The sequence below is a fragment of the Pantoea sp. JK genome (genome assembly GCF_026130245.1).
GTDB classification, from domain to species: domain Bacteria; phylum Pseudomonadota; class Gammaproteobacteria; order Enterobacterales; family Enterobacteriaceae; genus Pantoea; species Pantoea trifolii.
Map to the genome: position 1 here is coordinate 215,744 of NZ_JAINFN010000002.1, position 18,198 is coordinate 233,941.

Consider the following 18,198-nt stretch of genomic DNA (forward strand, 5'->3'; position numbering starts at 1 on the left):
GCCGTTTGGCCCCTTTGTCATTCTATTGCTGCCACATGACTACGACGCTTACGTTCGCGCAGGAACAGCGTCACCAGCCCAAACCACAATACGCCAGCCACGAAGTTAATTCCGCTAAACCATGGTGTGCCGCCGCTGAAGTAGCCGCTTTTCGCCAGCTCAATCCCGACTGCTAAGGTCAGAATGCTGATCATGCCGAGCATCGCCGCCACGCTGCCTTTGCCTTCGTTGCTAGAATAAAGCGTCAGACGGTACAGACCGGCATTCACCATGCCCGCGCCGAAAGCGTACAGACTTAAACCGGCAGTCAGTAGCAGATAGGTGTGGCTATCCAGCAAGTTCGCCAGCAGCGAAATGCTCAGACCAGTCAGGATTGGCCACGCAGCAAACTTCACCGGCTGTTCAATCGGCACGCGTCCCGCCAGTTTTCCGAGCGTGATATTGCCGGCAATCATCGCCAGAAATACCGGCAACTGCAGCAGCGCATATTGCATGCGCGACAAGCCTTCATCGTGCATCAGAATCACGGGCGACAGCGCCACCCATGTCAGGATCGGGATAAACACCAAACCAATCGCAAAGGATCCGTACATCACCTGACGATCGCGCGCCAAACGCGCATAGCCGCGCGCCAGCGTTGGCAGGGCGATAGAGTGACTGCGATCGCCTGCCGTTTCCGGCATTACGCGCCACAGCAGGGCAAACGCAATCACGCTGCAAATCGCAAACAGCCAGAACATGCTGCGCCACTCGCCAACGGTAAGCCATGCCGCACCGGCCAGCGGGCCGGCTAACGGTGCCAGCAGCGCGACGTTGGCCATTAGCGCCATCATGCGCACCGCCAGCGCTTCGTCAAAGGCTTCCTGCACCGCCGCATAGCTGACTGCGCCAATAAAGCACAGGCTAATGCCCTGCACAAAACGCAGCGCGACAAACTCTTCAATACTGCTGACCCACGTCGTCAAAATACAGGCGGCGGCAAAGAACAGAATGCCAAACAGCAATACTGGACGGCGGCCATATTTGTCCGAGAGCGGACCAAGCAGCCATTGCAGCACCACGCCACCCATTAGATACGCGGTTAGCGAGGTAGATACCCATTCCGGGCCGACACTGAATTCAGACGTCACCAGCAGCATGCCGGGCTGGATCATGTCATGCGCGATATAGGTGGCGAACTCAAATAGCACCAGCGCGAGTGGAAACAGCAGCACGCGCCCGGTGAGTTGAGTAATAGGTTGATAGAGGGCCATCTGGCCTCCTTGTCAAAAAAATAAAAACGCGACTGCCAGGCAGTCGCGTTTGTCCATGTTGTTACAGCCGCTGTGGGTGGTGCGTATTAATCTACGCGCAGTACACGGCTGGTATTGGTGGTGCCCGTGGTCGACATCACATCGCCCTGGGTAACAATCACCAGGTCGCCTGAAACCAGGAAACCTTTTTCGCGCAGCAGGTTTACTGCATCGTGTGCGGCGGCAACACCATCATTATTGCTGTCGAAGAACACCGGCGTAACGCCACGATACAGCGCGGTCAGGTTCAGCGTACGTTCATGACGTGACATGGCGAAGATCGGCAAACCGGAAGTGATACGTGAAGTCATCAGCGCGGTACGGCCCGATTCAGTCATGGTGATGATGGCTGAAACCCCTTGCAGATGGTTGGCAGCATACATCGCCGACATGGCAATCGCTTCTTCAACGTTATCGAACTGCACTTCCAGACGGTGCTTAGAAACGTTAACGCTCGGGATTTTCTCTGCGCCGAGGCACACTTTCGCCATCGCTGATACGGTTTCAGCCGGATACTGGCCTGCAGCGGTTTCCGCCGACAGCATCACTGCATCGGTACCATCCAGAACGGCGTTCGCCACGTCCATGACTTCGGCACGCGTTGGCATTGGATTGGTGATCATCGATTCCATCATCTGCGTGGCAGTGATGATGGTGCGGTTCAGCTGACGCGCGCGACGAATCAACGCTTTCTGAATACCCACCAGTTCAGGATCGCCAATCTCGACACCCAAATCGCCGCGCGCAACCATCACCACGTCAGAGGCGAGGATGATGTCATCCATCGCTTCCTGTGAGGCAACGGCTTCAGCACGTTCCACTTTCGCCACCAGTTTGGCATCGCAACCGGCGTCGCGCGCCAGACGGCGGGCGTAATTCATATCTTCGCCGTTACGTGGGAAGGAGACGGCCAGATAATCCACGCCGATTTTCGCGGCGGTAACGATATCAACCTTATCTTTTTCGGTCAGCGCGTCGGCAGAGAGGCCGCCGCCGAGTTTATTAATACCTTTATTGTTAGACAGCGGGCCGCCGACGGTGACTTCGGTGAACACTTTTACGCCCTGAACTTCCAACACTTTCAGCTGTACGCGACCGTCGTCCAGCAGCAGGATGTCGCCTGGCACCACATCTTCTGGCAGTCCTTTATAGTCGATACCGACTTTTTCTTTATCGCCTTCGCCTTTACTTAAGTCAGCGTCCAGCAGGAAACGATCGCCGACGTTAAGGAACACTTTGCCTTCTTTGAAGGTGGAGACGCGAATTTTTGGACCTTGCAGGTCGCCAAGGATCGCCACATGACGTCCCAGCTTCGCCGCGATTTCACGGACTTTGTTGGCGCGCTGATGATGATCTTCCGGTGTGCCGTGGGAGAAGTTAAGTCGTACAACGTTAGCACCCGCCGCGATGATTTTTTCGAGGTTGTTGTCGCGATCGGTGGCTGGACCGAGGGTTGTAACGATCTTGGTTCTTCTGAGACGTCTGGACATGAAGGACTCCGTTAGCAAAGTATCGTGTCGCTCTCAAGTGACACGTAGTGTTCATCTATTCTATATGATCGATGGGCTGTGATTCGACTCACATTGTGAATGTGATGTTAATTATTTTCCTGCGCCTGTTTCTCCAGGCGTGAATCTTTCAGCGCTTCTTTCACCCGTTTCAAATTTTCACGGAAAGCGGCGCCGCGCTCAAGGGTAAACCCTGTCGCCAGAACATCAATCACGGTTAATTGTGCGAGGCGGGAAACCATTGGCAGGTAGATATCGGTATCTTCGGGCACGTCGAGCGCCAAAGCCAGTGTGGCTTCTGCCGCCAGCGGGGAACCCGGAGAAGTGATAGCCAGCACAGTGGAAGCGTTTACACGCGCCAGGCGAGCCAGTTCTACCATATTTTTGGTGCGACCAGTATGCGAGATGAGAACAAACACATCATTTGGACCACTATTTATGCAACTCATGCGCTGGATCACAATATCCTCTGACCAGATGACCGGCAGATTAAAACGCAAAAATTTATTGGTGGCGTCATGCGCGACGACGGCGGAGGCGCCAAGACCAAAGAAGGCAATTTTATGGGCGTTTGATAAGGCCTGAACGGCCTGGCGAGTGACCTGAGAATCGAGCTGCTGGCGAACGCGGCTAAGGCCCGCTAATGCGGAATCAAAAATTTTGTGGCTATAACTTTCCACACTGTCATTTTCTTCCACATCGCGGCTCACCCAGTTCGGGCTTTTCACCAGGCTCTGTGCGAGCTGCAATTTGAAGTCAGGAAAGCCGCGCGACCCCATACGATGGCAGAAGCGATTCACCGTCGGTTCGCTGACGTCAGCGGCGCGTGCCAGCGTGGCGATGCTGGAGTGCATCGCCTGCTGCGGCGCAGCGAGAATTTGTTCTGCGACTTTACGTTCTGATTTACTTAACGCATCGAGTTGCGCCTGAATTTGTTCCAGCATGGTTTAACCTAATGAGCGTCAATAACTTTTCCGCGTTCATCAATCAATGAAATCGCTGCCAATTCCCAAGAATATACCGTGTAATAGCACCTCGCACGCAGCGGAGGACAAATGTAAACGCGAATTTTTTGCGATACTTTGATCGCTGACGTGTTTTGCCACGACAAATATCGAAACAGAAAATGTGCTCAAATGGCACGCTACAACACACTTAACACCTTTATTACGTTCACAGTTAACGCCAGCAAAACGCGGTGTTCGGGTTGTCCTGAACCGGCGAAAAACGTACATTGTGCTGTAAGAAAATTACAATAAGGACCCGGCGTGATGAGAACGCTCAAACCGGGTATATCCTGCAACGAGGAGAGGAAAATGGCGGTTACACAAACAGCCCAGGCATGCGATCTGGTGATTTTCGGTGCCAAAGGCGATTTAGCGCGCCGTAAACTGTTGCCATCACTGTATCAGTTGGAAAAAGCCGGTCAGATTCATGAAACCACTCGCATTATTGGCGTGGGTCGCGCGGATTGGGACAAAGCCGCGTACACCAAAGTGGTACGTGAAGCGCTGGAAACCTTCATGAAAGAGAAGATCGATGAAGCGCTGTGGGACACACTCAGTAGCCGTCTCGACTTCTGTAACCTCGACGTAAATGACACCTCGCATTTCACCAAACTGGGCAAAATGCTTGACCAGAAAAACCGCGTCACCATCAACTACTTCGCCATGCCGCCAAGCACCTTTGGCGCGATCTGTGACGGTTTGGGCGCCGCCAAGCTGAACGCCAAACCGGCGCGCGTGGTGATGGAAAAGCCGCTCGGCACCTCATTGGAAACCTCGCAAGAGATCAATGACAGCGTTGGCAAATACTTTGAAGAAGGTCAGGTGTTCCGTATTGACCACTATCTGGGTAAAGAGACGGTGCTCAACCTGCTGGCGCTGCGTTTTGCCAACTCCATCTTCGTCAACAACTGGGACAATCGCACCATCGATCACGTGCAGATCACCGTGGCGGAAGAGGTCGGTATCGAAGGCCGTTGGGGCTACTTCGACAAAGCTGGCCAGATGCGTGACATGATCCAGAACCACCTGTTGCAGATCCTTACCATGATTGCCATGTCGCCGCCGTCTGATTTGAGCGCGGATGCGATTCGTGATGAAAAAGTAAAAGTGCTGCGCTCACTGCGTCGTATTGATCAAACCAACGTGCGCGAGAAAACCGTGCGTGGTCAGTACACCGCCGGCTTTGTGCAGGGCAAGAAAGTGCCAGGCTATCTGGAAGAAGAGGGCGCGAACAAGCAGAGCGCCACTGAAAGCTTCGTGGCTATCCGCGTGGATATCGACAACTGGCGTTGGGCTGGCGTGCCGTTCTATCTTCGCACCGGCAAGCGCTTGCCAACCAAATGCTCTGAAGTGGTGGTGTACTTCAAGAATCCTGAGATGAACCTATTCAAAGATTCGTACGCTGAACTGCCGCAGAACAAGTTGACCATTCGTCTGCAGCCGGACGAAGGTGTGGATATCGAAATCCTCAACAAAGTGCCGGGACTCGACCACAAGCATAAACTGCAGACCACTAAGCTGGATCTGAGTTACTCCGAAACCTTTAACCAGTCACATCTGGCTGATGCTTACGAGCGTTTGCTGCTGGAAACCATGCGCGGTATTCAGGCGCTGTTTGTGCGTCGTGATGAAGTGGAAGCGGCGTGGGGTTGGGTGGATTCGATCATCGATGCCTGGAATGCCGATGCCGAAGCGCCGAAGCCGTATCAGGCGGGAACGTGGGGACCGGTTGCCTCAGTCGCGATGATTACCCGCGATGGCCGTTCCTGGAACGAGTTTGAATAAAGACCTAATGCTGAGCCCGCCAATGTGCGGGCTTTTTTTCGGCCAAAATTCATTTTTCTTAAAAGTGAACCTGAGTTTCAAAAAATTTTGATATCCGATGGACGCCGCTCCAGCCGATCTTGTATGGTAGACCCCAATTATTGACAGCGTGGCTAAACGCCGGGCTGATGCAACTAAGGAAACGTGATGAAGAACTGGAAAACAAGTGCTGAACAGATCCTGAAAACTGGCCCGGTCGTGCCGGTCATCGTGGTGAACAAGTTGGAACACGCCGTGCCGATGGCGAAAGCGCTGGTTGCGGGCGGAGTGCGCGTGCTGGAAGTTACGCTGCGTACCCCGGTGGCGATGGACGCACTGCGCGCCATGATTAAAGAAGTACCGGAAGCGATTGTTGGTGCGGGCACGGTGATCAACACGCAGCAACTGAAAGAAGTCACTGATGCCGGTGCGCAGTTTGTTATCAGCCCAGGATTGACGGAATCGCTGCTGAAAGCGGCGGTTGAAGGCCCGGTGCCATTGATACCAGGTATCTGCACGGTTTCAGAACTGATGACCGGCATGGATTACGGCCTGCGTGAGTTCAAATTCTTCCCGGCGGAAGCCAATGGTGGCGTGAAAGCATTATCAGCGATTGGTGGTCCGTTCCCGCAGGTGCGTTTCTGCCCAACCGGTGGCATCTCGCCAGCGAACTATCGTGATTATCTGGCGCTGAAAAGCGTGCTGTGTATCGGCGGTTCGTGGCTGGTACCGAATGATGCGCTGGAAAGCGGTGACTGGGATCGTATTACGCGTCTGGCGCGTGAAGCGGTTGAAGGGGCGCGTGCATAAATTGGTAGGGTCGCCATTCATGGCGACCTTTCAACTTACACTTAACCTTCCACTTTCACCGCTGCCGCACTGGCAACGGCGCGCGCGATAGCGTCATCGGTGTTTTCACCGGTCGCCAACGCCACACCCAAACGGCGCTGACCGGCAATCTCCGGCTTACCAAACAGGCGCAGCTGCAACCCGGCACCCAGCGCCGCTTCGATATTCCCGAATTGCACGTTCTGGCTGTTCAGCTCAGGCAAAATCACTGCCGACGCCGCAGGGCCGTATTGACGGATACCGCCAATTGGCAGACCGAGGAAGGCGCGCACATGCAGCGCGAACTCAGACAGATCCTGCGAAATCAGCGTAACCATACCGGTATCGTGCGGACGCGGTGACACTTCGCTGAACACCACGTCATCACCACAGACGAACAGCTCCACGCCAAACAGGCCGTATCCGCCCAGCGCTTTCACCACATTGGCGGCGATATCCTGCGCGCGTTGCAGCGCCAGTTCACTCATCTGCTGCGGCTGCCATGATTCACGATAATCGCCATCTTCCTGACGATGACCAATCGGCGCGCAGAAGTGGATGCCATCCACCGCGCTGATGGTCAGCAAAGTGATCTCGAAATCAAACTTCACCACGCCTTCAACGATCACGCGGCCCGCACCGGCACGTCCGCCTTGCTGCGCATAATCCCAGGCTTTGTCCAGCTGGCTGGCTTCGCGGATAAAGCTCTGGCCTTTACCGGATGAGCTCATCACCGGCTTAACGATGCACGGGAATCCAATCGCTTCAGCGGCGGCCACAAAATTCTCTTTGCTGTCAGCAAACTGGTAAGTCGAGGTCGGTAACGACAACTCTTCCGCTGCCAGACGACGAATGCCTTCGCGGTTCATGGTCAGACGTGCGGCGCGTGCGGTTGGCACCACTTTCTGACCTTGGGCTTCCAGCTCCAGCAGTTTTTCGGTGGCGATGGCTTCAATTTCAGGCACCACGAAGTGCGGCTTTTCCTGGGCAATCAATGCGGCCAGCGCGTCACCGTCCAGCATGTTGATCACATAGCTGCGATGCGCCATGTGCATCGCTGGGGCATCGGCGTAACGATCCACCGCAATCACTTCCACACCCAGACGCTGGCACTCTAGTGCCACTTCTTTGCCTAATTCGCCTGAACCTAACAGCATGACACGCGTAGCGGCAGGGCGCAGCGCGGTTCCGAGAGTCGTCATAATTTCACCTTAGCAGTCAAAATGCGCGCGCAGTATAAACGAAAACGTTTGCGTACTCACGCTTTCGCCACGATCAGGTTTGCCATACTTTTCCCGCTCTGACGTTAACTGACATAGCCTGCGGCAGCATGGAGAACGGAAAATTAAACGGGAGTTAAACGATGAGTAATTGGCTACAGCAAATTCAATCGGTGCTGGCGAAGAAGGGCGGTGACGGAAAATCGGGCGGCTTAAGTGACATGCTGGCACCCGGCGCATTGGGCGGGCTGGCGGGATTGCTGGTGGGCAGTAAATCCACGCGTAAGCTGCTGACCAAATATGGCGGCAAAGCCTTGTTGTTGGGCGGCGGCGCGGCGGCGGGCGCGCTACTGCGGAATAAGTACAAACAGCGCATACGTGAAACCCATCAGGACGATGCGGGCTTTGGTCAGCTGCAAACGCCGATGGATCAACGTGCAGAGCGATTAGTCACGGCGCTGGTGTTCGCGGCGAAAAGTGACGGTCATATTGACGATCAGGAGCGCGCCGCGATTGAGCAAAACATTCAGCAGGCGGGCTACGGCGCGCAAGCCGAAGCGTTGATTCAGCAGGCAATGAATCGCCCGCTCGATCCCAACTGGCTGGCCGCTGATGTTAAAAACGAAGAAGAGGCGCTGGAGCTCTATTTCCTCAGCTGTGCCGCCATTGATGTCGACCACTTTATGGAGCGCAGCTATCTCTCCGCGCTCGGCGATGCGCTGAAAATTCCCCAGGATGTGCGCGACGGTATTCAGCGTGATATCGACGCGGAAAAAGCCGCGTAATCCCCTACGAAGGTTGCATCTGCAGCCTTCGTTTTCCCTGTCTGATTTGCCCTGCGCAAAGTGATGCTGCGTGCAGCTTGGCATCACGCGCGATTAGTGCCACGCTTGCTGAATGTTGTCCTTCAGTGAGAAGAGCCTAATGAATCAGCCACACGCGAAAAAAATTCCCCATGCCATGAATCTGCACGGTGAAACGCGCATCGACAATTATCACTGGTTGCGTGATGACGACCGCGAGAATCCAGAAGTGCTGGCCCATCTGCATGCCGAAAATGATTATGGCCGCGCCATGATGGCGTCGCAGAATCCGCTGCAGGAACGGGTGCTGAAAGAGATCGTCGACCGTATTCCGCCGCAGGATCACTCGGTGCCCTATGTGAAAAATGGTTATCGCTATCAAAGCCGTTATGAAGTGGGCAACGAATATCCCGCCTATTTCCGCCAGCCGCTAGACGCGCCGGCTGAGGAGCCGTGGCAGCTGTTGCTCGATGGTAACCAACGCGCCGCGCACAGTGATTTTTACACCATGGGCGCGCTGGCGATTACGCCAGACAATCAGGTGATGGCGTTAGCGGAAGATTTCCTGTCGCGCCGTCAATACGGCATTCGCTTCCGTAATCTGCAGAGCGGCAGCTGGTATCCGGAACTGCTGACCAATGCATCCTCCAGCGTTGCCTGGGCCAACGATTCCCGTACGCTCTATTACGTGCGTAAGCATCCGAAAACGCTGCTGGCGTATCAGGTTTGGCGCCATGAGCTGGGACATCCGCAATCTGACGATCAGCTAGTGTATGAAGAGAAGGATGATTCCTTCCACGTGAGCGTGCACAAAACCACCTCCGAGCACTTCATTCTGATTGCGCTATATAGCACCAACACCAGCGAAATTCTGCTGATCGATGCTGAATATCCGGATGCGCAGCCGCAAACATTTTGCCCACGTCGCCGTGACCACGAATACAGCATCGATCACTACAATCATCAGTTCTACATCCGCTCGAATCGCGACGGTAAAAACTTCGGTCTCTATCGCAGCGCGTGGCTGGCGGAAGCGCGCTGGCAATCGCTGATCCCGGCGCGTCACAACGTGGTGCTGGAGGATTTCCAGCTGTTCCGCCATTGGCTGGTGGTGGAAGAGCGTCAGCACGGCGTGAACACCTTGCGGCAGATTAACTGGGAGTGCGGCGAAAGCTTCGGTATCGCCTTTGACGACCCGGCCTATGTCACCTGGCTTGCCTACAATCCTTCGCCGGAAAGCGACACCTTGCGCTATGGCTACTCTTCAATGACCATGCCAACCACCCTGTTCGAACTGAACATGGAAACCGGCGATCGCCGTGTGCTAAAGCGCACGCCGGTGCCGGGCTTTAAATCTGAGGATTATAAAAGCGAGCATCTGTGGATCACGGTGCGCGATGGCACGGAAGTGCCGGTTTCGCTGGTCTATCACCGCAAGCATTTCCAGCGCGGCAACAATCCGTTGCTGGTGTACGGTTACGGTGCTTACGGCAGCAGCATGGATGCCAGCTTTGGCACCAGCCGCATCAGCTTGCTCGAGCGCGGCTTCGTCTACGCCATTATTCATGTGCGCGGCGGCGGCGAACTCGGCCAGCAATGGTATGACGGTGGCCGCCTGAAGAATAAAATCAACAGCTTCACTGATTTTATTGATGTCACCGAAGCGCTGGTGGCGAAAGGGTATGGCAATCGTCAGCAGCTCTACGCGATGGGCGGCAGCGCCGGAGGATTACTGATGGGCGGAGTGGTGAACATGGCACCAGATCTGTTCCACGGCGTGGTGGCGCAGGTACCATTTGTGGATGTGGTCACTACCATGCTCGATCCAACGATTCCGCTGACCACCGGCGAATACGATGAGTGGGGCAATCCTGAACAGGCGGAGTTCTATCACCTCATCCGTCAATACAGCCCGTATGACAACATCGAAGCCAAAGCCTATCCGCATTTGCTGGTCACCACCGGCCTGCACGATTCACAGGTGCAGTATTGGGAACCGGCTAAGTGGGTGGCGAAACTGCGCGAGCTGAAAACCAACGATTCGCTGCTGTTACTCTGTACTGAGATGGATTCTGGTCACGGCGGCAAATCGGGTCGTTTCAAAGCGTATGAAGGTGTGGCACAGGAGTTCACTTTCCTGATCGGCCTGGCGCAGGGCAGCCTGCCAGACCGCGTCGATTACTGATCGCTCTTCACATACTTGCGCAGCGCCTGCCGCAACGGTGGGCGCAAATCGCGCACATTTTCCAGCACCCAACGCAGATAGCCGGGATCTTTGCGCGCGATGCTGCCAATGCTCTGACCGCGATATTTGCCGAACGGGAACACATCGCCGCTCACCGGCGCGGGCTGGCATAAATTCGCCATTTGCTCGGCGTTCCAGCCTGAGGTTTCCATAATGCGGATCAGCAGCGCAGCGGTGACGTAGCAGTCATACAATGCGCGGTGCGCATGCAGTTCGGCCGGTGGTGTGACATCCAGCTTCAGGCTATGACGCAGCGCCTGATTGCCGTATTTAATGCCAGGCCACAACTGACGCGCCAGCGTCATGGTGCAGATCCATTCGCCGGGCATGGTGGGCAACATGCGGCGATCAAAGCTGGCGTTGTGCGCCACGTAATGCGGACTGCCGTGGTAGCGGCCAATCGCTTCTTCAATGGTGGGTTTGCCCACCACCATCGCTTCGGTAATACGATGTACCGCCATCGCCTGACGGCTGATGGGGCGATCCGGGCAGATTAAGTCGCTCATTGGATTAACGATCTGACCATCAATGACATCTACCGACGCCACTTCCACCACGCCGCCCTGCAGGCCGCAGGTTTCGGTATCAATAACACGTAACATAAATTACTTCTGCTTAGGTTCGTAAGGCAGGCGCGACAGGCTAAGCGAGGCCTGGCGATAGTTCATTAAGCGCTGACGAAACCAGTCACGCAGCGCTTCGGGTTGCTCGCGTTCCACCATTTCGGCAATCACCGGCATATTGTAACGCTCTTTAAATGCAACGCCTGCGGCGGCCAGATCGACATTCACTTTGTCTTTCTCTTCCTGCGAGAGCAGGGCAAGGTTTTGGCTCATGCTTTTCTCCTGATAAACAGGGGCAAAAGTAATGGTTTCGGACCCTAGGATCAAGGGAATTGGATCGCACCGCAAGTCTCGACAGCTTTGGGTCGGCGGCGTATCCTGCTGCCACGTTTACGGTGGTTTGCCGTATTTAAAAGGGAAGAAGTCATGAAGAAAACTGCGTTCAACTCGATCGTCGCGCTACTTCTGGCGTCATCAACGCTGGCCTTCAGCCAGTTTGCCATTGCGCATGCTCACCTGAAAACACCGGTCCCCGCCGATAAAGCGGTGGTGGAAACCTCCCCGCAGAATTTAACGCTGACCTTTACCGAAGATGTTGAAGCGGCATTCAGTGGCGTAGATGTGCTCAATGCTCAACATCAGCCGGTGGCGGTCGGGAAAGCCACACTCAACGATAAACACCATGATCAGTTGATTGTGCCGATCAGCCAGCCGCTGCCATCGGGCAATTATCAGGTTAACTGGCACGTGCTGTCCGTTGATGGGCATAAAACCACAGGCAGCTACACCTTCAGCGTGAAGTGATTGATGAGTTTGAGCACGTTGTGGGTTGGCTTGCGAGCGCTGCATTTTTTGTCGGTGCTGCTGCTCGCTGGTAGCGCCTTCTATACCGCGCTGCTGGCACCGCGCCGCTATCGTCCGCTGCTATCACAACGTTTAGGTTTAATTTTACGTACCAGCGCGCTGCTGAGTTTGTTCAGCGCGGTGCTGATGCTGGCAACGCAAACCGGCTTGATGAGCGGCGACTGGCGAAATGTCAGTGACAGGGTAACCTGGCAAGCGGTGCTCAGCACGCGCTTCGGTCAGGTTTGGCGCTGGGAAATTGCCTTCGCACTGCTGAGCACGTTAGCGCTGCTGCTACGTGGCACACTGCGGCAAAATCTGCTGTTGTGCAGCGGCCTCTTGCAGCTGATGGCTTTAGCCGGCGTTGGGCATGCGGCGATGCGCGATGGCTGGCCTGGATTACTGCAACAAGGCAATCACGCGCTGCATTTAATTGCAGCTGCATTCTGGACGGGCGGATTATTGCCACTGTTAGTGCTGATGCGTGAAGCGCGGCAGATTGCCTTTCGCACTGATGCGATACGCTGCATGATGCGCTTCTCGCGTTACGGCCACCTTGCAGTAGCGTTAGCGCTGCTGACGGGCACGATCAATAGCTTGCTGATTGCCGGTTCACCGCTAAATTGGCAAGTTACGCTGTGGAGCGAGTTGCTGGTGGTGAAGGTGCTGCTGGTCATGCTGATGATCGCTATCGCGTTAACCAATCGATATCTGCTGGTGCCGCGCTTTCGCCTGGCGGCCAGCAATGCAGCGCATCTGTTTATTCGCTTGACGCAGCTTGAGCTGCTGCTGGCCGTTATTGTTATTGGATTGGTGAGCGTGTTTGCCACACTGTCACCGACCTGAATGTGTCATTAAAGAAGATGAAATGAGGTCGATATTTTGCTGAAGAAACTGATTCCAGCTTGCGTATTGATGGCGCTGTGCAGCCAGGCGATGGCGGCACAGATTATTACCGTCAGCCGTTTTGAGATTGGAAAAGACAAATGGCCCTTCACCCGCGAAGAGGTGATGTTGACCTGCGAGAAAGACGGCGCGCTGTTCGCGATTAACCCGGGCACTTTGTTGCAGTATCCGCTCAACGATAAAGCCTTTGCGCGCAAAACGGCCGGGCAGGGCACACTGCAATCGATCGACACCATTGTCGCCGTTGATAAAGCCCATCCAGGCCAGAAAATGAGTCTGCAACCGATCATCGACCGCGCGCAGCAACTGTGCGGTAAGTAATCCCTATATTCTCAGGCGTAGCGCACAATTCTGCCGCTACGCTTGCTTTCTCGTTCTGTCACTCCGATCACAGAGTTGTCACCTTTGCGTATCAAACCTGTGGATTGGCTGGAAAACCCTCAATCCTGGTCTACCTTTAAATGGCAAGGCGTCCTCGCCTGCAAAAATGCCAACTTTTAGCGCACGGCTCTCAAAGAGCCATTTCCCTGGACCGAATATAGGAATCGTATTCGGTCTTTTTTTGCCTCTTTTTTACGTGGTAAATTTAAAAACAATGATTATTTATCGAAAATTAAATATTCTTTTCGCTTGCTAGTGGCGCAAATAAATGCGTTAATGCTTCGTCGGTCTGAATAGCAGACAGTTAGAAGGTTAGTTCCCATTGTATTTCTCATCCCAGTTAGTGCCGCTTCAAGCCCTTTCTCTTTGAGTCTTATCCTAAGTTCTGATTCGTATCTGCAACTCGGCCCTTACGCCAATAGGCTCATTTAAAAGGTAAAAATTATGTCTAATAAAATTCTTGGAACGGTAAAATGGTTCAACTCAGAAAAAGGCTTCGGCTTTATTTCTCCTGAAAATGGCAGCAAGGACGTTTTCGTCCACTTCTCAGCCATTCAGGGCACTGATTATCGCTCACTTGATGAAGGTCAGCGTGTTGAGTTTTCAGTTGAAGATGGTCCTAAAGGTCCGTCTGCAACAAATGTATTAGGTCTGTAATTATTCGCATTTATCATCGTTTAAGATGTCCGCATTGCCAGAGTTCACAATATCGCACCTCCGCGTTCGATATTACTAAAATGAACCCACATGGCGCTAAATGCATTTTCTGCAAGTCATCAATGATTATGTTGAAAACTGCATAATAACGGATATTCTGCCCTGATAATTATTAGGGCTTATCAGGTAATTGCCTGATATCAAAATTATTAGCACTGCTTAGGCAGTGCTTTTTTATTTTTAAATACCCATCTTAACGTTACTTATTCCCCCGATCGTCATCTCCCCCAGATGCTACAGTTTCTCGAAATAAATCGCCGCTTTAGTGAGAATCTTGCAAGATGTACAAGCCTGTTATTCTGATCGCCATGCTGCTGAGTGGTTGCGCGCTGAAACAATATCCGCAGTCTGCCAATGTGAGCGATGCCGAAGCGCAACCTACGACTGTGCAGCACTAAATCAGGAGATTGCTAAAAGCCAAAGTGTTAAGCAGCAGATCGATAAAACTGGCGAGTTTGACGCGCTGACCATACTCGGCTTCGTCGGGGATTTTGGTATTGGTAACGGCATTGCGAAAGCCAGTGCGAACAATAAGGCTGCAGCGCGTTTACAGCAGTTGGAAAATCTCAAGGCTATGCGTTGCGAGCATAACGCGACTTAATGATGACCGGACGGGAAATAATCAGCAGAAAAGGTGCGGTCATATAGCTGCAGTCAGTCTGTGCGAAAAATGGTATAACGTTGGCGCATCTGATTAATGGCCGGATAAGGATCCTTCATGGCAAATACACAATATCTTCTCTGGGTAATGATTGGCACCTTAACGCTGCTTTGTATCTTTATTGGTGTGGTAGTTGGCCGCGCCAAAACGCCGCGTATTGGAACGCTGACATTCGCCGGTTTATTAGCCTTCTTCTTGCTGGCGATCTTTTTAATCACGCGCTAGTACGCAATGCCCCCTGAATGTCACAAATAGCGTCGCAGGGATATGTAAAAGGCTGCAGTGTGCAGCCTCAAGACAACGTCACAATGGTTTACGCGCTGCCAGCAGAAACATCATCGGACGATCGCGCTCTTCCGCCAGCGCGGGATTCAGCGCAACCATCTCTTCGCTCGGACCCCATTCATCGAGATGCACGATCTCAAATCCTGCGCCGATCACTGCATTAATCCAGGTCGCCAGTTTGCGATGCTGCTTCTTCACGCCATCGGCAAACCAGTTGCTGATGCGCTCGCCTTCCTGCTGATAGTGATTGACCGGCCAGCTGCGCTGCTGGTGCTCACCCACTATCCATTGCTGTTGTGCAGGCGCGGTGTAAATCGGATGTTCACAGGAAAACACCAGCGCGCCGCCCGGCGTGAGCGCCTCAAACAAGGTAGCGAAAAGTACGTCAATATTGGTGAGGTAGTGCAGCGCCAGCGAGCTGTAGGCGAGATCAAAGGATTCGGTTAGCTGCAGCGTTTCTAAATCGGCGCGCTGATAGCGAATCTGCGTTCCCTGCGTCATGGTCGCGGCCTGCGCCAGCATCTTCTCGGAAACGTCCAGTCCCAGCACGTCACGCGCGCCTTGCTGCTGCGCGTATCGGCAAAACCAGCCGTAGCCGCAGCCTAAATCGAGAACACGTTTGTCCTGCAGGTCTGGGAGTAATGCACGCAGTGCGGGCCATTCTGGCGCGCCGTCTAATCCCTTAACGGAACGTGGCAAAGTGGCGTAACCGGCAAAAAAGGTAGGATTGTCGTAAATATTCTGGCTCATACAGGCTCCTTTATATGATGCGCAAAGGAGTTTAGGCGTTTAGCGCGGAATGTAAAGTCGCGTAATTATCCCACAAATAACAGATGTACCAGACGAGCGAGTGATTCCAGTAGCAGCAAGCTACCAATGAAAATAACGATTAACACACCAATGAATTGCTTCCGTCCGCTCATGCTGTTCCCTCCGCTGGCTAAACCTTACCGGACTATACTTTATGCCGGGATCACTAAACTTCCAGTCAACCGGGGAAGATTACATGCTTTACCAAACGGTAAACACGCAAATGTGGCGAAAGATTTGGGTGGTTGGCGATCTGCACGGATGCCGCGCCCAACTCGATGCGCAACTGCAGAAGCGAGATTTCGATAAGCAGCAGGATTTGTTGCTGTCGGTGGGCGATTTAATCGATCGCGGGCCGGACAGTCCTGGCTGTTTAGCGCTGATGCAGGAACCCTGGTTTCGCTGCGTGCGCGGCAACCACGAACAGATGGCGCTCGCTGCGCTGGATGGTCGCAACCAAACCTTGTGGATGATGAACGGCGGCGAGTGGTTTTGGCAGCTGAAGGGCGCAAAATTAATTGCTGCGCGCCATGCGTTAAGACGCTGCGCTGAGTTACCGTTGATCCTGCATCTGGATTTCGGCAATCGCGTAGTAGTGATTGCCCACGCCGATTATCCTGCCAGCCATTATGCATTGGGGCAGGATGTTGACTGGCAACAAGTGGTGTGGAGTCGCGATCGGCTGGGACGCCATCAACGTGGCAGTTCAGCCCACATCGATGGCGCCAGTGATTTCTACTTTGGCCACACGCCGTTAGAACAACCGCTCAATGTGGCGAATCAGCATTACATCGATACTGGCGCGGTCTTCGGCAATCATCTCACTCTGGTGCAATTGCAGTGACGTTTAACGGAATAAACGCCCGTCGCGCACCAGTTCACGCGGATAACTGTTTTTAATGCGATTACCCACTTTCTTCGCCAATCCCAGCGGCTGTTGCTGATAAGTGACGATCACTTCATCCCGATTGGGCAAGGTTTCCGGATGGATATCCTGACCGCGATACCAGGTTTCCGCTTCCGCATCGGTGAGTTCGAAATCCAGCGCGCTGCCTGGCTGCGACAGCGCTACCACCGCTTCGTGCTGCCAGCGATAGCCTTTCGGGAAGGTTTCTGCCAGCTTAAGGCCGATGCGCGAGAAGCGCACTTTACCCAGCCAATTCTCCAGCGCCGCCGGGAACAGCCACAGCTCTTTATCGCGCTGCCACAGCGTGTGGTTCTCATCCCACTGCAAACCGACGTTTGCCGCCGCCTGCTGCACTTCAGCGCTTAGCTTGCGGCTGGCCGGAGAGAAGGGCAATTTGCCGACTTTATAGGTTGGCGTGGGTAACGCGGGAATGCTGGCGGTTTTACGCAGACGCGCGACGAAGAAACCTTCGCTATCGAAAATCTGCGGGAACACGTGCAGGAAACCTTCGGCGGTTAACGCCCGATCGGCTCCGGCGAACAGGTTGTTCAGCGGTACGATGTCAACCGCATCGGGATAACGCTGTTGCAACCAGTGAATCACCTGCTGATTCTCGATCTGATTCAGTGTGCAGGTGGAGTAAATCAGCGTGCCGCCGGGCTGCAAGGCATGGAAAGCGCTGTCGAGCAAATCGCGTTGGGTCTCAGCGATCGCTTCGGTGCTGGCCAGCGTCCAGTTACGCAGCGCGTCGGCATCTTTACGCACCACGCCTTCGCCAGAGCAGGGCGCATCGAGCAGAATGGCATCGAAACGTTCCGGCAGCGCGGCACCAAACACGCGGCCATCAAAATGCGTCAGCGCCACATTGCTGACACCGCAGCGGCTGATATTTGCATGCAGCACTTTAACGCGGCTGGCCGAGTATTCGTTCGCCAGAATAGCGCCTTCATTGCGCATCAGCGCGGCCATCTGCGTGGTTTTTGAACCCGGCGCGGCAGCCACATCCATCACCTGACGTGCATCGGGAGCGGCATCAAACAGCGCGGTGACCGGCAGCATTGAGCTGGCTTCCTGAATATAAAACAGTCCGCTCAGGTGTTCCGCTACGCTACCGAGCGGCAACGATTCGTCGTCACGCTCAATCCAGAACCCTTCAGCGCACCACGGAATGGGCGATAAGCGCCAGCCATAATCGGCGGTGCGGGCGAGGAAATCTGGCACGCTAATTTTTAAAGTGTTAACGCGTAAGCTGCGACGCAGCGGTTGCTGGCTAATAGCGAGAAAGCGTTGCAGTTCGGCGTCGTCAGCAAGGCTGGCGCGCATCAGCGCGAGGAAATCTTCGGGAAAGCGATCGGACACGGGCATCTACCGGGAAACGAAATGAGCGCGAAGTGTAACACGCGAAAAAGAATCGGGCAG

19 protein-coding genes and 1 pseudogene are annotated in these 18,198 nt (G+C 54.2%); 12 read left to right on the forward strand and 8 right to left on the reverse strand.

The features are described 5' to 3' along the window. Positions 1-17 precede the first annotated feature (17 nt). The 3 genes from PanJK_RS05490 to hexR form a co-directional block, all read right to left on the reverse strand. Complete coding sequence (locus PanJK_RS05490; protein ID WP_265297860.1) at positions 18-1,253, reverse strand: MFS transporter; 1,236 nt, start codon at positions 1,251-1,253, stop codon at positions 18-20. A gap of 86 nt (positions 1,254-1,339) precedes the next feature. Next, complete coding sequence (pyk, locus tag PanJK_RS05495) at positions 1,340-2,782, reverse strand: pyruvate kinase (protein WP_265297863.1); 1,443 nt, start codon at positions 2,780-2,782, stop codon at positions 1,340-1,342. Positions 2,783-2,889: 107 nt separating this feature from the next. Beyond that, on the reverse strand, positions 2,890-3,744 hold the full coding sequence (hexR, locus tag PanJK_RS05500; protein WP_265297865.1) for a transcriptional regulator HexR: 855 nt from the start codon (positions 3,742-3,744) through the stop codon (positions 2,890-2,892). 372 nt (positions 3,745-4,116) lie between these two features. On the opposite strand from hexR, the gene zwf reads away from it, so the two are divergent. Both zwf and PanJK_RS05510 read left to right on the forward strand, forming a co-directional pair. Further along, positions 4,117-5,592 carry a glucose-6-phosphate dehydrogenase gene (gene zwf / locus PanJK_RS05505; protein WP_036650196.1) on the forward strand — a complete coding sequence of 492 codons (1,476 nt, stop codon included), beginning with the start codon at positions 4,117-4,119 and terminating at the stop codon, positions 5,590-5,592. 186 nt (positions 5,593-5,778) lie between these two features. Beyond that, on the forward strand, positions 5,779-6,420 hold the full coding sequence (locus PanJK_RS05510) for a bifunctional 4-hydroxy-2-oxoglutarate aldolase/2-dehydro-3-deoxy-phosphogluconate aldolase (protein WP_265297870.1): 642 nt from the start codon (positions 5,779-5,781) through the stop codon (positions 6,418-6,420). A 41-nt stretch (positions 6,421-6,461) separates the two neighbouring features. Here the strand turns inward: PanJK_RS05510 and purT are convergent, their stop codons facing one another. Next, positions 6,462-7,640, reverse strand: coding sequence for a formate-dependent phosphoribosylglycinamide formyltransferase (gene purT, locus PanJK_RS05515; RefSeq protein ID WP_265297872.1), 1,179 nt, complete (start codon positions 7,638-7,640; stop codon positions 6,462-6,464). A 161-nt stretch (positions 7,641-7,801) separates the two neighbouring features. On the opposite strand from purT, the gene PanJK_RS05520 reads away from it, so the two are divergent. After that, entirely contained in the window at positions 7,802-8,443 is a 642-nt protein-coding gene (locus PanJK_RS05520) for a tellurite resistance TerB family protein (RefSeq protein ID WP_265297874.1), read from the forward strand. Between the two features lie 139 nt (positions 8,444-8,582). Further along, positions 8,583-10,646 (forward strand): prolyl oligopeptidase family serine peptidase, encoded by a 2,064-nt coding sequence (locus PanJK_RS05525; protein ID WP_265297876.1) that lies wholly within the window; start codon positions 8,583-8,585, stop codon positions 10,644-10,646. Here PanJK_RS05525 and exoX read toward each other — a convergent pair. Then, positions 10,640-11,308 (reverse strand): exodeoxyribonuclease X, encoded by a 669-nt coding sequence (gene exoX, locus PanJK_RS05530; protein ID WP_008110459.1) that lies wholly within the window; start codon positions 11,306-11,308, stop codon positions 10,640-10,642. The genes PanJK_RS05525 and exoX overlap by 7 nt on opposite strands. Before the next feature lie 3 nt (positions 11,309-11,311). Then, positions 11,312-11,542 (reverse strand): DNA polymerase III subunit theta, encoded by a 231-nt coding sequence (locus PanJK_RS05535; protein WP_008110458.1) that lies wholly within the window; start codon positions 11,540-11,542, stop codon positions 11,312-11,314. 153 nt (positions 11,543-11,695) lie between these two features. Between PanJK_RS05535 and copC the strand changes: the two genes are divergently transcribed. The 7 genes and pseudogenes from copC to PanJK_RS05570 all read left to right on the forward strand — a co-directional run bounded on the left by copC (position 11,696) and on the right by PanJK_RS05570 (position 15,002). Next, positions 11,696-12,073, forward strand: coding sequence for a copper homeostasis periplasmic binding protein CopC (gene copC, locus PanJK_RS05540; protein ID WP_256696616.1), 378 nt, complete (start codon positions 11,696-11,698; stop codon positions 12,071-12,073). Positions 12,074-12,076: 3 nt separating this feature from the next. Beyond that, on the forward strand, positions 12,077-12,958 hold the full coding sequence (gene copD, locus PanJK_RS05545; RefSeq protein WP_265297881.1) for a copper homeostasis membrane protein CopD: 882 nt from the start codon (positions 12,077-12,079) through the stop codon (positions 12,956-12,958). Positions 12,959-12,991: 33 nt separating this feature from the next. Continuing rightward, positions 12,992-13,339, forward strand: coding sequence for a YebY family protein (locus PanJK_RS05550; protein WP_061718597.1), 348 nt, complete (start codon positions 12,992-12,994; stop codon positions 13,337-13,339). Between the two features lie 504 nt (positions 13,340-13,843). After that, complete coding sequence (locus PanJK_RS05555; RefSeq protein WP_007889586.1) at positions 13,844-14,056, forward strand: cold-shock protein; 213 nt, start codon at positions 13,844-13,846, stop codon at positions 14,054-14,056. 2 nt (positions 14,057-14,058) lie between these two features. Beyond that, on the forward strand, positions 14,059-14,202 hold the full coding sequence (locus tag PanJK_RS05560; RefSeq protein WP_085982370.1) for a cold-shock protein: 144 nt from the start codon (positions 14,059-14,061) through the stop codon (positions 14,200-14,202). A gap of 195 nt (positions 14,203-14,397) precedes the next feature. Further along, positions 14,398-14,717 (forward strand): annotated as a pseudogene (locus tag PanJK_RS05565) (hypothetical protein). A 117-nt stretch (positions 14,718-14,834) separates the two neighbouring features. Next, positions 14,835-15,002, forward strand: a complete 168-nt coding sequence (locus tag PanJK_RS05570; protein ID WP_008110452.1) for a hypothetical protein — start codon at positions 14,835-14,837, stop codon at positions 15,000-15,002. Between the two features lie 78 nt (positions 15,003-15,080). Here PanJK_RS05570 and PanJK_RS05575 read toward each other — a convergent pair whose 3' ends face one another. After that, on the reverse strand, positions 15,081-15,812 hold the full coding sequence (locus tag PanJK_RS05575) for a class I SAM-dependent methyltransferase (protein ID WP_265297886.1): 732 nt from the start codon (positions 15,810-15,812) through the stop codon (positions 15,081-15,083). Between the two features lie 256 nt (positions 15,813-16,068). On the opposite strand from PanJK_RS05575, the gene PanJK_RS05580 reads away from it, so the two are divergent. Next, positions 16,069-16,716 carry a metallophosphoesterase gene (locus PanJK_RS05580; protein ID WP_265298559.1) on the forward strand — a complete coding sequence of 216 codons (648 nt, stop codon included), beginning with the start codon at positions 16,069-16,071 and terminating at the stop codon, positions 16,714-16,716. Between the two features lie 3 nt (positions 16,717-16,719). Here the strand turns inward: PanJK_RS05580 and rsmF are convergent, their stop codons facing one another. Beyond that, entirely contained in the window at positions 16,720-18,144 is a 1,425-nt protein-coding gene (rsmF, locus tag PanJK_RS05585) for a 16S rRNA (cytosine(1407)-C(5))-methyltransferase RsmF (RefSeq protein WP_265297889.1), read from the reverse strand. Positions 18,145-18,198: the final 54 nt, after the last annotated feature.